Origin of the sequence: Clostridium sp. AF19-22AC, from assembly GCF_003479085.1 — a bacterium.
Classification (GTDB): Bacteria; Bacillota; Clostridia; order Lachnospirales; family Lachnospiraceae; genus Faecalicatena_A; species Faecalicatena_A orotica.
In genome coordinates this window covers 187,388-201,467 of record NZ_QUGN01000004.1, presented here as the reverse complement: position 1 = coordinate 201,467, position 14,080 = coordinate 187,388, and the positions used below count along the sequence as shown (strand labels likewise).

The 14,080-nt window shown below is 43.9% G+C and carries 17 protein-coding genes and 1 pseudogene; 17 read left to right on the top strand and 1 reads right to left on the bottom strand.

What is annotated here, in order from left to right:
- Window positions 1-49: 49 nt before the first annotated feature.
- The 17 genes and pseudogenes from DWX43_RS06530 (at window position 50) to DWX43_RS06435 (ending at window position 12,921) form a co-directional block, all read left to right on the top strand.
- Window positions 50-223 carry a cysteine-rich KTR domain-containing protein gene (locus DWX43_RS06530; protein ID WP_008724758.1) on the top strand — a complete coding sequence of 58 codons (174 nt, stop codon included), beginning with the start codon at window positions 50-52 and terminating at the stop codon, window positions 221-223.
- A gap of 490 nt (window positions 224-713) precedes the next feature.
- Entirely contained in the window at window positions 714-1,223 is a 510-nt protein-coding gene (locus DWX43_RS06515) for a sigma-70 family RNA polymerase sigma factor (RefSeq protein ID WP_002596252.1), read from the top strand.
- A 95-nt stretch (window positions 1,224-1,318) separates the two neighbouring features.
- Complete coding sequence (locus tag DWX43_RS06510) at window positions 1,319-1,750, top strand: sigma-70 family RNA polymerase sigma factor (RefSeq protein ID WP_002596253.1); 432 nt, start codon at window positions 1,319-1,321, stop codon at window positions 1,748-1,750.
- Between the two features lie 76 nt (window positions 1,751-1,826).
- Window positions 1,827-2,300, top strand: a complete 474-nt coding sequence (locus DWX43_RS06505; RefSeq protein ID WP_002596254.1) for a sigma-70 family RNA polymerase sigma factor — start codon at window positions 1,827-1,829, stop codon at window positions 2,298-2,300.
- A 155-nt stretch (window positions 2,301-2,455) separates the two neighbouring features.
- The gene (locus DWX43_RS06500) at window positions 2,456-3,487 is read left to right on the top strand and encodes an AAA family ATPase (protein ID WP_002596255.1); all 1,032 of its coding nucleotides are present in this window, start codon (window positions 2,456-2,458) and stop codon (window positions 3,485-3,487) included.
- A gap of 330 nt (window positions 3,488-3,817) precedes the next feature.
- Complete coding sequence (locus DWX43_RS06490; RefSeq protein WP_004613323.1) at window positions 3,818-3,997, top strand: hypothetical protein; 180 nt, start codon at window positions 3,818-3,820, stop codon at window positions 3,995-3,997.
- Window positions 3,998-4,003: 6 nt separating this feature from the next.
- Window positions 4,004-4,969, top strand: a complete 966-nt coding sequence (gene mobV / locus DWX43_RS06485; protein ID WP_002596256.1) for a MobV family relaxase — start codon at window positions 4,004-4,006, stop codon at window positions 4,967-4,969.
- An 8-nt stretch (window positions 4,970-4,977) separates the two neighbouring features.
- Window positions 4,978-5,832: a ParB/RepB/Spo0J family partition protein gene (locus tag DWX43_RS06480; RefSeq protein ID WP_002596257.1), complete on the top strand. Its 855-nt coding sequence runs from the start codon at window positions 4,978-4,980 to the stop codon at window positions 5,830-5,832.
- Window positions 5,833-5,877: 45 nt separating this feature from the next.
- A complete protein-coding gene (locus DWX43_RS06475; RefSeq protein WP_002596258.1) occupies window positions 5,878-6,108 on the top strand; it encodes a PC4/YdbC family ssDNA-binding protein in 231 nt (76 codons plus the stop codon).
- 70 nt (window positions 6,109-6,178) lie between these two features.
- Window positions 6,179-6,370 carry a hypothetical protein gene (locus tag DWX43_RS06470; RefSeq protein WP_002596259.1) on the top strand — a complete coding sequence of 64 codons (192 nt, stop codon included), beginning with the start codon at window positions 6,179-6,181 and terminating at the stop codon, window positions 6,368-6,370.
- Between the two features lie 54 nt (window positions 6,371-6,424).
- Window positions 6,425-8,282 (top strand): annotated as a pseudogene (locus tag DWX43_RS06465) (recombinase family protein).
- A 142-nt stretch (window positions 8,283-8,424) separates the two neighbouring features.
- Window positions 8,425-9,186, top strand: a complete 762-nt coding sequence (locus DWX43_RS06460; protein WP_006567772.1) for a hypothetical protein — start codon at window positions 8,425-8,427, stop codon at window positions 9,184-9,186.
- Window positions 9,187-9,218: 32 nt separating this feature from the next.
- Window positions 9,219-9,836, top strand: a complete 618-nt coding sequence (locus DWX43_RS06455; RefSeq protein WP_006567771.1) for a septation protein SpoVG family protein — start codon at window positions 9,219-9,221, stop codon at window positions 9,834-9,836.
- A gap of 3 nt (window positions 9,837-9,839) precedes the next feature.
- On the top strand, window positions 9,840-10,241 hold the full coding sequence (locus DWX43_RS06450; protein ID WP_006567770.1) for a hypothetical protein: 402 nt from the start codon (window positions 9,840-9,842) through the stop codon (window positions 10,239-10,241).
- A 6-nt stretch (window positions 10,242-10,247) separates the two neighbouring features.
- Window positions 10,248-10,979: a hypothetical protein gene (locus DWX43_RS06445; RefSeq protein ID WP_141709597.1), complete on the top strand. Its 732-nt coding sequence runs from the start codon at window positions 10,248-10,250 to the stop codon at window positions 10,977-10,979.
- A gap of 510 nt (window positions 10,980-11,489) precedes the next feature.
- A complete protein-coding gene (locus tag DWX43_RS06440; protein WP_006567768.1) occupies window positions 11,490-11,822 on the top strand; it encodes a helix-turn-helix transcriptional regulator in 333 nt (110 codons plus the stop codon).
- 181 nt (window positions 11,823-12,003) lie between these two features.
- Entirely contained in the window at window positions 12,004-12,921 is a 918-nt protein-coding gene (locus tag DWX43_RS06435) for a hypothetical protein (RefSeq protein ID WP_008724762.1), read from the top strand.
- Between the two features lie 164 nt (window positions 12,922-13,085).
- Here the strand turns inward: DWX43_RS06435 and DWX43_RS06430 are convergent, their stop codons facing one another.
- Window positions 13,086-13,898, bottom strand: a complete 813-nt coding sequence (locus tag DWX43_RS06430; RefSeq protein ID WP_008724765.1) for a hypothetical protein — start codon at window positions 13,896-13,898, stop codon at window positions 13,086-13,088.
- Window positions 13,899-14,080: the final 182 nt, after the last annotated feature.

Here is a 14,080-nt window from a genome sequence, read left to right as displayed (position 1 = left end):
GCTTGCAAAAGTCATATAAAATGAGATTTGAAAGGATTAGAGACTAATTATGATGAAATGCGAATGGATATTGTGTCCTGTTTGTGGGAACAAAACCCGTAATAAAATTAGGAAGGACACTGTTTTGGAGAATTATCCCCTTTATTGTCCAAAATGCAGACAAGAAAGATTGATTAAAGTTGACAACTTGAAGATAACTGTCATCAAAGAGCCAGACGCTTAAGACGCAGAGCCGATGAAATTGTGGAACAATTCACGAATCATCGGCTCTTTTTGTTTCGTATTTGAAAGAACAAACTCACCAAATAAAAAAAACGATATTCGGGTGGGTTATTTTGTTATACCCTAAATTACCCTCTGAATTTGTTTTTAAATTTGGAGGGATTTTTTTATGTCCTTTTTTCGGGCAGTTATCTATCTGCTCATACGAAGCAAAATTTATCAATACATAGCATATCAGAGAACGGCAGGAAACCAGTTAAAAAAATTTCTGCCTATGCAACGGCACTTCCTGCCTTGAATGTAGAAGTACAATCTCCATACAACAGAATTAATATTTCCCATAACCGTAAAGGTCATAGAGCCTTTGCGGTTTTTCTTTTGTCGATTTTTGTTGGAAAGTGCCATAGGGCTATTAGTGGTGTTAGGTGTCGTTCGCCACCTCTCCATCTGGATTTTGAACATTTCAAAAATTCAGATGGGAGGTACTTACAGTGAAATACGCACCGAGAAAGGTATATATCAAGGAAAGCGGCAGATATGTGGAACTGTCCTATACGGATTTCTGCCGCCGCAGGGAATCCGACCAGACCTATATGGACAAGCTGTTTATCCCCATTCAAGGCTGTCTGCTTGAAGTCGTGAGGGAGCAATACACGGACTTCTACCGAGATAAGGAACGGTGGCGTTATCTGAAAAAATTAGATACGAAGAACAGCCTGCTTTCTCTGGATGGATTTACGGACAGCGAGGGGAAGCCTTTAGACTTTATCGCTGATGAAGCGGCAGACATTGCGGAAACCGTTGTCAATGCGGTTATGGTGGACAGGCTGAAAGCCGCCCTGCCTTTGCTGTCGGATAGTGAACAGGAATTGATACAGGCAATCTTTTTTGACGGACTTTCTGAGCGTGAAGTCGGGGCGAGGTTCGGCATAACCCAGAGCGTTGTGAACAAACGCAAAGCCAGAATCCTAAGAAAACTAAGAAAGATAATAGAAAATTAAAATTTAAGGCGTTCAGCCCCCTTGTTTTTTCCTTTGGGAAAATGAGGGGGTTTTTCTCTGCCCTCTCAATCAATTCTGATTGGAGGAAAAGAAGCATGGCATATAACCACGGACGGGAGGACAGGAAATGGCGTATCTGGAAAGAAGCGGAGGAAAAGCTGCTGCGTGAGTGCGGCGTTGATGAAGCGACCATTGAGCAGATACGCATTGCGGACAGGGCAGACTTCAATTCCAACAGGCGGTTTTACCGATGGACGAATGACATTGCGGAATACCTTGAGGACATGGCAGACAGGGAGCGGCAGACGGAAGTGGGTACGGTTGCGGAGTTACTGGACGAGATTGAGAGCGAAAATCTCTATCAAGTATTAGTCGCGGTGGACGGGCGTACCTTGAAAATCGTCCTGCTGAAAATGCAGGGGTATTCCACAAAGGAGATTGCCCCGCTCGTGCATTTGACGACTGGTGCCATCTATGCGAGGTTAGACCATCTGCGGAAGAAGCTACGAAAATTTTATAGCGTCTAAAACAGCCTGCCGTCCTGCGGGCTACTGGGTGAGGGATGGAAATCCCCTCACTTATTTTTTGCAGGAGGCAAGCGGGATGGCATACAGAGTTAAGGCGTACACGCTTCGGGAGGAATCCACGGAAAGCGGCACAAGGTATTTTATCAGCTTTAAGGACGGGCAGGGCAAATCCCACGAGTTGGAAGTGTCGGAACAGTTCTTTATGGAGTTTCGGCAGATGGAACGCAGGAACAGGAATCTCCTCCAATGGGACGAGCGGCACAGGGAGTTTTCGGAAGTATGGGACGAAACGCTGAACAGGCGGGCGTTGAAGCTGCCTAAGAGCATAGAGGAACAAATGATTGAGGCAGAACGGGCAGAACTGCTCTGTAAGGCGGTTGACGGACTGCCAGAGATACAAAGGCGGCGTTTCCTGCTCTACTACGAGTATGAGTTCAATTTTTACCAAATCGCCGCTATGGAGCATTGCACCGCTTCGGCAATACAGAAATCTGTTGCGATTGCAAAGGAGAAAGTAAAGGCGGAAATGAGGAAGTATCTCCAACCGTGACCGACACCGCCCGAAAAAGAAATCTGTTTTTTATTTGTGTGGGATTGGCGGCATTACATACTCTCACTTTTTCTTCGTGGGAGTAAATCTATTTTTAAGGAGGTCAACGCCTATGTGCAACGAAAACAAAAACACCGCCCGAAAGGAGGAAAGCCATGCAGAAGTTACAGACAGTCAACGCCGAAACGCTCCTTTATGAACCGCTTGAGAAGCCGTCCTTTGTGGTGGACAGCCTTATCCCCACAGGCTTGTCGCTGTTCTGCGGCTCACAGAAGATAGGAAAGAGCTGGCTCATGCTGAAGCTATGTTTATGCGTGTCGCAGGGACTTCCCTTGTGGGATATGCCGACAATGGAGGGCGACGTGCTTTACCTCTGCCTTGAGGACACGTTCTGCCGTATACAGGACAGGCTGTTCCGATTGACGAACGAAGCGAGCAGGCGGCTTCACTTTGCCGTGGCAAGCTGCAAGCTGTCAGACGGTCTTATCGTGCAGCTTGAAGATTATCTGAAAGATTACCCAAACAGCAGGCTTATTGTCATTGACACTTTGCAGAAAGTCCGTACAGCTTCAAAAGACAATGCCTACGCAAGCGACTATGGGGACATCTCACTAATCAAAGACTTTGCCGACAGGCATTCATTGGCGGTCATTGTCGTACACCACATCCGAAAGCAGAATGACAGCGATGTGTTCAACAAGGTGTCTGGGACGACAGGCTTAACGGGGAGTGCGGACGCTACCTTTGTTCTGGAAAAGGAGAAACGGGCATCCGACACCGCCAAGCTGTATGTGACGGGCAGGGACACGCCCTATCAGGAATACACGCTGCGTTTCCGTGATTGCAGTTGGGAACTTGTGGAGAGAAAAACGCAGGAGCAGCTTGCGAAAGAAACGATACCAGACGTCCTTTTTCGGTTGGTGGATTTTATGAGGGATAAGGAAGAATGGGCAGGCACGGCAACGGAGCTGTTAGCCGCTATGAGGGAAACGGAAACCATACCCACGGTGATTACGAAATGGCTCAATGAATACCGCACCACATTTTTAAATGAGAACCATATCGTTTATCAGTACAGCCGCAAAAAACACGGCAGGCAGATTTCGCTTGCAAAGCGGGCGGGTGACAGCGGTGACGGTGGTGACAGCGATATTGGGATACCCCCTGTTACTGTCATTGACGCTTAAAGCCGTGTAAAGCTGGCGACTCTGCCCTGCGGGTGACAGCGGTGACGGCGGTGACAGTGATTTTAGGATACCCTGCCGCTGTCATCCCTGCGGGAGAACACCCCGTAAACGCAAAGTGCAGGCGTAGGATTTACCCGCCCTTTTCGGCGTGTAAAACCACCCCTGCGGTCAGAAAAATCCTTCCGATTTTTCCGACTGCGTTTACAGGGTGTAACACACTACACTTTGCCCTGCAAAGTCGTGTGCCAGACGTTCCCTCTGGACTCCCTTATGGCAGGTCTTACGCCCTGCTTATCCTACGCTCCACGCTTCGGATAAAAGAATGGCAGCATGACGGTGACGGCTCTTGCGAGGGGGTATTCCAAAAACACCGTCATCATCGACATGACCGTCATGCAGGGAATAAGGGTGACAGTTGAGGCAGTCGGTAGGGGGTATCCCAAAACTGCTGTCACCGCCGTCACCGCTGTCACCCAAAGGGCAGTTTACCCGCCGAAGAAAGGAAGATGATGAATTATGCCCTATGCAATCCTGCGTTTCCAGAAACGCAAAGCGGGCGGCGTTGCGGCTTGCGAACGCCACAACGAGCGTAAAAAAGAAGCCTATAAAAGCAATCCAGATATAGATATGGAACGCTCGAAAGATAACTACCATCTTGTGAATCCGCCGAGGTACACCTACAAGAAAGAGATTAACCGCATGGTAGCCGAAGCAGGGTGCAGGACGAGGAAAGATAGCGTGATGATGGTGGAAACGCTTATCACGGCTTCGCCAGAATTTATGAACAGCCTGCCGCCCAAAGAACAGAAAGCGTATTTTACGATGGCTCTGGATTTCATTTCAGAGCGTGTCGGGGAGAAAAATATCCTCTCCGCAGTCGTCCACATGGACGAGAGAACGCCGCATATGCACCTCTGTTTTGTGCCGATTACACCAGACAATAAGCTGTCTGCCAAAACAATTTTAGGCAATCAAAAGAGCCTGTCCGAATGGCAGACCGCCTACCATGAGCGGATGTCCTCACGGTGGAATCAGCTTGAAAGAGGTCAGTCCTCAATGGAAACGAAGCGGAAACATGTCCCCACATGGCTCTATAAGTTGGGCGGCAGGCTTGATAAACAGTATGAGGAAATTGTGTCTGCACTGTCCGACATCAACGCCTTTAATGCAGGGAAGAAGCGTGACAAGGCTCTGGAACTGATTGCGGCATGGCTCCCAGACGTGGAGAAATTCTCAAAGGAAATCAGTAAGCAGAGTGCCTATATCAATAGCCTAAAGGAGCAAATCGGGCAGGAATCAGACTATGCGGGGCGTATGCGTGATGAAAAGTATGAGCAGGAACTAAAGGTGCAGAAAGCGAACCAGAAGATATTTGAGTTGCAGAGAACCAACGAGCAGATGGGGCGGCTGCTCTCAAAGATACCGCCCGAAGTGTTGGAAGAATTGCAGAAAAACCATAAAAGCAGAGCGAAAGAAAGGTAGATATGTGAATGAAGAAACAGGATTTTAAGGTGTTAAAGACCAAAGACTTGTACCCGTTTCCCGACAATCCGTTTCATGTGGCAGAGGATGAAACGCTGTCAGAATTAGCGGAAAGCATCAAGGAATTTGGCATTGTCACGCCGATAATCACACGCCCGAAAGAGGACGGGAACGGCTATGAAGTGATTGCAGGGCAGCGGCGTGTCCGTGCGTCTGAACTTGCAGGGATAAATACCGTGCCTGCGTTTGTCCTGCCCTTAGACCGTGACCGAGCCATCATCACCCTTGTAGACAGTAATTTACAGCGTGAGAATATCCTGCCATCAGAGCGGGCGTTTGCCTACAAGATGAAATCCGAAGCCATGAAGCGGCAGGGTTTCCGCACAGACTTAACCTCGTCACAAGTTGTGACGAAGTTGCGGACGGACGACAAGGTGGCACAGGGCTTCGGCGTAGGCAGGATGACCGTACAAAGATTTATCCGTTTGACGGAACTGATACCGCCGATTTTGCGGATGGTGGACGAGGGGAAAATCGCCCTCACGCCTGCGGTGGAACTGTCCTTTTTGAAGAAAGACGAGCAGGAAAACCTCTTTGCCACGATGGAGAGCGAAGAAGCAACGCCCTCACTCTCACAGGCACAGCGGATGAAAAGCCTAAGCCAGAGCGGGCGGCTTGACATGGATACGATATTTGCAATTATGACGGAGGAAAAGGGAAACCAGAAAGAAACCTTGAAAATCAACACAAGCAAGCTGAAAAAGTATTTTCCGAAGAACACAACGCCGAAGCAGATGGAGGAAACCATCATTAAACTTTTGGAGCGTGAATTGCAGAGGAAACGGGGCAGGGACAGCCGCTAATCTTCTCTTTTCGGGAGGTAAATGCAGAAAATTGAGGTATGAAGAATGAAAGAAATCCAGTATGAGATTGTAAAGGAAATCGCCGTATTGTCTAAGGGCGACAGCGGCTACACAAAAGAAATCAATCTTATCTCATGGAACGGAAGAGAGCCGAAATATGACATCCGCAGCTTTTCCCCGAACCGTGAGAAGTGCGGAAAGGGTATCACGTTGAACGCTGATGAAGCAGCAGCACTCCTTGAAGCATTACAGAAAGAAGTAAACAGCGGGGATTGATGGTATCTGATTGACAGGGCGGGGCGTTTCCAGACGTTCTCCTGCCCTGTCTGGAAAGGAAGATTTAAGTATGGGCGAGGATAAGAAAGCAGATAAAAAGAGAAAGCGTATCGTGCCGAAAGCACCAGTTCAGATGATAATCAGCCGTGAATATGTCGGCACGCAGACAGTCACAGAAGCGTTTATCCCGATTATTTCCGAGGATATTCGGAAGAAGATTGCCGAGGGCGACACCTTCGACAATGAGGGGCTGTCCGCTTAGAATGTACGCAATGGAACATGAAAACAGATAGGACAGATATGGAGGTTTTACAGTATGGCAGGAATAAGAATGGAGAACAAGATTTATGAAGTCGGCATGTACTGCCGCTTGTCAAAAGACGATGGCACGGATAACGAGAGTGCGAGCATTGCGACACAGAAATCCATCCTCACGGATTATGTGAAAAAGCAGGGATGGCACTTAGCAAAAACGTATGTGGACGACGGTTACTCTGGTACAAATTTCCAAAGACCAAGTTTCCAGAACATGATTAAGGACATTGAAAGCGGTCTGATAAACTGCGTTATCACGAAAGATTTATCTCGTCTGGGGAGGAACTATCTTGATTGCGGACTGTATCTGGAAGTGTTTTTCCCAGAGCATAATGTGAGGTATATAGCGGTCAATGACGGCGTGGACACGCTCAATAAATCCGCTATGGACATCACGCCTTTCCGCAACATCCTAAACGAAATGTATTCCGCCGATGTGTCGGTCAAGATAAAATCGGCGTACCGAGCGAGGTTTCAGCAGGGGAAATTCATGGGGACGACAGCACCATACGGTTACGTCAAAGACCCCGCCGACCACAACCATCTGCTGATAGATGACAAAGTTGCCCATGTGGTAAGGGAAATATTTGACCTTGCGTTAGCGGGCAACGGAATCGCCAAAATCCGCAAGCACATCAACAAACAGCATATCTTACGCCCCGCCGCTTATGCGGCGGAGCAGGGGGCAACAGGCTATGAGAGGTATTTTGAGGAGAATGAGGAGAACCGTTATATTTGGAGCGAGAACAGCGTAAGGGGCATTTTAAGAAGCCCGATATATGCGGGAAACCTTGCAGGCTACAAGCGGATTGCCGCCAACATGAAAAGCAAGAAACGCCCCTCTAAGCTGCCCGAAGAATGGGAAGTGATACCAGACACCCATGAGGGGATAGTCACGCAGGAGGAATTTGATACCGTACAGCAGCTTATTACAAGCCGCAGATTACCAGAAAACAAGGGCGGCTTTGAGAACATCTTTGCAGGCGTTATTAAGTGTGCGGACTGCGGCTATGCGATGCGGGCTATGAGTGCCAACAGGAGGAAACGCCCCGACATCATCGACTGCGTACAATATTCCTGCAATAATTATGGCAGATACGGTAATATCATGTGTACCGCACACAGCATTGAAGCGAGGGACTTGTTCAACGCTGTCCTCACCGACATCAACCGATTTGCGGATATGGCAGTCAATGATGAAAAGGCAGTGAGGGCGATTGAAAAGCGGCTCACGGAAACAGACCAGAGCAAGGCAAAGGCACTGGAAAAGGAGCAAAGAAAACTGAACAAACGCCTTGCAGAACTGGACAGGCTGTTTTCCTCACTCTATGAAGATAAGGTGATGGAGCGTATTACCGAGCGGAATTTTGAGATGATGTCGGGAAAATACCAGAAAGAACAGCTTGAAATTGAAGCAAGGCTGAAAGAGGTAACGGAAACGCTCAGCGACAGCTATGAGAAGACGCAGGGTGTCCGTGATTTCCTCTCCCTAATCCGCAACTATCAAGGCATTAAGGAACTGGACGCAACCATCATAAACGCACTTATAGACAAGATACTTGTTTCGGAACGTGAGAAACTTACAGACGGAATGGTGCGGCAGGAAATCAAGATTTATTATAAATTCATCGGCTTTGTCGGTGAATTACATATCACACCGACAAAGCGGTGGACTGCGTTAAAGCCTAAGAATTGTACGGTGTGCGGTGTTGAATATGTTCCCCGCTCTGGCATATCGAAGTATTGTCCTGCTTGTGCCAAGAAGATACAGAGGGAGAAATCAAACGAGAGCAAACGCAGGAGCAGGGAGCGAAACAGACAGGCATGTATTGAACTGTCCGCAAAAAATGACCGACTGATATTGAGCAGAGGGAAGGGCGTATCATACGCCAGGGAAATGATAATGAAGAAGTCAATATATACCGCTATATCACGAAAAAGACATTTGACAGTTACCTCTGGGGGATTGTAGAAAATAAGCAGAGGTTTATCAGCCAGATAATGACAGACAAAACGGTTGAAAGGGAATGTCAGGACGTAGACGAAACCATTTTATCCTTTGCGGAAATCAAGGCAATTGCGTCTGGGAATCCTATGATTATGGAAAAAACCGAGGTAGACACGGAAGTTTCGCGTCTGCAGGTCTTGAAGGCAAGCTATGAGAGCCAGCGCTATGTCCATCAGGATAATTTCCTTTTCAAATATCCAGAATTGATTAAGAAGACTGAGAACCGATTGTATGCTATGGAAAAAGATATCAGGAAACGTGACCAGGCACTCTGTATGGAGCCGGACTTTTTCGTTACTCTGAACGGCCTTAGATATGATGAACGTGAGGCGGCGGGCAGCGTTATCTTAGAGATGGCACATTCCCTTGAAAGTATGGAAAGCAGGACGGTGGGCAGCTATAAGGGGTTTGATGTAGTGGTAGAAAAAAAGTATTCTGACTGTATCATAAAGCTGAGTGGGGAACTGACTTATTCGGCAGATATGAGCAGCAGTGCTTCCGGAAATATGGTCCGTATGGAGAACCTGTTGGGGAGTTTGGAAAAGAGAGTTGCCGCACATAAAGAAAAACTGGAAGAGTACAAAAGAAATATGGAGGAATCTAAAAGGGAGTTTAATAAAGAATTCCCCTATGAATCGGAGTTGAAACAAAAACTAATCCGCCAGCAGGAAATCAATAACGAGCTGGAGATAAAAGATGAGGGAGAAGAACTGGTGGTAACAGAGGAACTCCCGGAACCGGCGATGTCCAGATAGAATTCATTAAAAAAGTAGAAGGAGACTAAATTATGAAATATACAGTAAATATTTATGAGGTATCAACAGAGAAAGATAAAAAACTGAGGGCATTTGCTGCGGTAACGTTCGGTGACAGATTTAAAGTAACCGGTATCACTATCAGGGAGGGAAGATCAGGGAATCTTTATGTGAGTATGCCGCAGTATCCAACGGGGGAAAAAGATGAACAGAATAAGCCGATATACAGTGATGTGTTTTTTCCAAAAACTACGGATTTCAGTACCGCATTAAGGGGAGAAATTCTGGAGGCGTACCAGGAACGTATGGGAGGGAAAAACGAAGTTGACCTCACTTATGGGGAGGAAGATTTTGACTATTATGTTCAGGTAGTAAACAACAGAGATTTGTCCAATACCACTAAGGCATATGCCAGACTTGTGATTGGTGATGTATTTGTAGTTAATCAGATTTCTGTCAAACGATCCTTTGCAGGAAATAACTTTGTGGCTATGCCTTCCCAGCGACGCATGGTTGAAGGAAAGGCGGAATATCAGGATATCTGCTATCCAGTGACAAAGGATTTTCATGACAGGCTGCAGGGAGATATTATGAGCCAGTTTGAGCAGAATAGGGAAAAACTGCGCTCTGCAAAGGAAAAAGCGAGGTGACTTATGGAGAAGAAAATCAATACTACAATAGGCCGTCTGGAGGAATTGGAAGAGGAAGAATGGGATGGCGAGAACTTCCTTTTTGAAACGGATGAGGAACATCAGGTCTGGCTGGACAAAAAACACTTGGTTATCCAGGAACTTGGCTTGCAAATACATAGCGGTGTCTGGTATGAAAAATATGAAGATGATGAGGACGACAGCTTTGAACCGGATTTTGATTTTTATATGTTTTTTGATGCCGGTACAAAGGAGTATCTGTACATGGAACAGGGAAGTTCCCTAATTACCTGCATTCATAATTTTACCGGGTTGAGCTGGGAAGAGATTGAAGGACGGGCGTGTGAGGTTATCCAGACAGATCGTGATATTCAAGTCGAAGAACAGACATTAATCTATCAATAGGAGGTGGTGAGCATAGAAATAAACATGGAACATGTAGGCTGGACATTGAAAGGAAGATGCCGGGAAGTGGCGGTGTCATTTGAACACGAATTTGCCGGTTCAGTCATATATGGAGAAACCATAAAAGAAGGGCGCTGGTTTTATACTCTTCCTTACCGGAAATCTGGCGGTGCAATTGAAGAACCAAACGCAGGCAACATTGATTACAATGGAAAAATAATTGGAAACGACCTTGGTAGTGCGGAATTGGGTGAGATATTTTCAAAATCTATATCTGAAGATTACGAAATGCTAAAGACTATCCAGAATATTGTCCAACAAATGGAATTGATAGAGGATATCTCCATAAATAAGATGGTATCAGGAGAAATTTATGGTTTTGAGGATGATGGCTGCCACTCTCTTATTATCTCTGCCTTATCAGAGGATATAATCTATTTTCTGCGGCTTGATCAGGACGGCAAAGACTATATTTTTGCAGATGATGAGGATGAAAAGGTTGAATGCTGGCCATTGAATTGTCTGCAAAGTATGGCGGAATATAAGCCGGAGGATTTCGGATATGATGCTGGAACCTTGCGGGGATTATATTATTATGCTGATACAGAAATTTATAATCTGCCAGAAAAACTTGTAGACTATGAAAAAACGGAGTTTGTTAGCGCAATGGAGTTTGCGGAGCGGTTAAAACTACAGATTCCAGATATTATCCGGCCAGGAGAAAAGAAAATTCGATAATGCGCAGAAATGATTTAGAATAAGCAGATGGAATATGGAGGAATAAGTGGTGGATAACAAAAAAGTAATCAATCAAACTAGATATGAGGCACTGATACAGGAGGGATTCCCAGAAGGGATATTGTGCGTATAGCAGAATTAATCAAGTATATACCAGCTATCTTGCAGGCGTTAATTCAAAACCCCCTTTTTATGCAAATAGTTACAATTATGACCTGATAGACACCAGAAGGACATGTGCCCTGCGTCTCTATGGTTATACACTGGGAGATTATGGAACCATAATAGACAGTAATGCATACAGATATGTGGAATTTTGGGCAGGCAGCGGAATGTAACAATAAAATCCGCTGAAAACAGGGCTGATAGTTTGTGCTTTTAGATTGTTCTTTTACTGTTGTTTGTAACTAAAAGTTAATGCATGTAATAAAATGGTGGTCTGTATATTTGAAGAACCGGATTGTATACTAAATTATAACAAATGTAACTATTAGTGAATGGTGGGATTAAATGAATACCAAGAGATTAGGTAGGAAAATCAGGGAAAAACGTAAACAGTGTGGATTGACAAGCCAGCAATTGGCTGATCTATGTCATGTACATGACGGCTATATCCGACAATTGGAAAGCGGGAAAAAGGTTCCCAGTATGCCATTGTTATTGAGCCTGTGTGATGAGTTGGAAACGTCCCCCAATTACCTCTTGGAATATGCAGAAGCAGGCGATGATAAGCAACTATTAAATCGCCTGTATAAGCTTAGTCCAGAACAAAAAAACACAATGATATGTATGCTGGACGCTTATATAACTTATGAAGAAAAGAAAAAGGGTGAGGAGGCATAATCTGTGTCTCTGTATATTTAGAATATTCTCAAGTAATTGGTTGATGATTATTAAAGGGAGCGCGTTATTGCGGCTCCCTTTTGCATTTTGTTTTGTTAATGGAACGAGCCAAAGTTTGACAAATTACGAAATAACAAGTAACATAAAAGTCTAAATAATAGCTTTTTTGTGGAGGGTTAATTTGATAGATGAGATAAAAAAATATGTTAAGGAAATATTAATGATAGTCGAATTTGAAATATGGGAAAGAAACAGGGAGAAGCACATGATTCTCCAGACAAGAAATATACAGAATAACATGACAATGTTACCATATGAAAGCGACTTCCTGTGTTTAATCCACGATTATTGTAAAATGAATAGAATTTATATAAATGAAATAAAAATATATAGTAATGTAAGACTTTATGTTTTTAAAATATATTTAAAGAATAATATGGATATAATAGCCTTTCCAGTGGAAATAACAAAACATGAACTTATTTTAAGGCGTGAACAGCAAGAACCAGATGGTTTTCATTCTGTGGTGGATAAAGAAATTAAGATACGTTTATGTGATATTAAAATAATAAAAGTGATTCATGATTGTGATGATGTTGATGTTGGAAATCTGGAATTATCAAAACCAATGTATGGATATAAGGCTATACCTGAAATAAATGGGCGTTTGAAAACAAAAGGCTGTGAATATCGACTCAATATACCATGTATAGTAAAAGTAAGAAATCCATATGTTACAGATTTTCAGGATTGCTATTTACATTTTTGTACAACAATAGAGGGCGTAGCATTGTGTCCAGGCAGAACGGAATATTTAGAATCCATAAAAAACTATAAAAGAGGATCATTATCTGCAATAAGACTTTTTCAAGTGAAAGCAGAGGGACATTGTGTTCAATATAGCGGTGATTGGTGGGTCACAAATAAATTAACTGTAATAAAGGAAGTTACTAAAGAAGACATTTATTCATATTTTATGAACAATTCTTTTATAAAAGCAAAGGTTATGAAACACTTAAAGTTAAATCATGATTTTTGGGACGGTTTTCTTAAATCAGAAATCCCTCCATTTATCGAATCGGAAACGGATATGATGTGAAAAAATACAACAATCTTTTAATGCAATAAATTAAAATAAATTTTAGGGTGGGTGTCCGGACAAAATGATGTAAATTGTTACTTTGGCAAACGCCGCATGAACACTTCACTATGTTCATGTGGCGTTTTCTTTTGTGTATGTATCTTACGTAAAAAGCTCGTATTTTATTTCGTTTTCTCAAAGGTAATGCGGATGCATTCTGTACTTTTGGAAGACGCAGTGACTGTATATGGTGGCAAAGCAAGTTCCATACTATCAGATATAGGAAAAGGTGTACCTGATGCGTCCATGAGAAGTACATCGTATTTGTTCTCACTCCATATCTTTACACAATCCGTACATAGATATTTTGATATAAGAGATTCATCTGGCTGGGAGTCAGCCTGCATATATATATCTGCACGATAGCTCTCGGAGGTAATGGGTGAGGTTATAATCATAGTTCCGTTCTCGGAAGAGGTGATTGTGACACTATGATTTCCCTCCCAACTTCCTTTTGGAATAGTACTAACGGATCGTGAGTTTAAGTTTATTACACCAAATGCAGACTCATACGAGATATACGATTGGAGTTTACCCGAACAAATCCAGCATTCGGATTTGGAAACTGGACGGTGTACAATAAGCAATACAAAAGTAATAATAAAAAGAATACTAACAAGAGAAGCAATACAGAGCCGTTTTAGTTTGCGCTTTTTTCGGCAGCGCGCTATAGCCTGAGTGAATTGTTCCCATTCTTTTATATGCCGATAGTATGCAGGTTCAAGCCGGGCCCAAAGTTGCTCATACTGTTTGTCTTCAGTAAGATAGGGTAAAGGAAAGAATTCTTTACAAACATCCAGTAAATCAGAGATATCTTCATCACTTACATCACTTTGCGATAGAAAAAGTTGATTTGTTTCAAAGAACGCCTTCTCGACCTGGGAAGAATCGAAATTACCTTCTAGTGCTGTTAAAAATTTTGAAGCCAGCCTCATAGTATTTTCCTCCGAAATGTTATCTAAAAGTTTATTTTCGTATCTATAAGATAACGTTTATTCATATGGATGTCTAGTAAAACTAATCTACAAATGTTCCCTGAAATAGACAATCTTTTTATATACAAATGAAACTGAGATATAACATGTGTCATATTTTGGTGGACTGTTGCGGAGGGGAA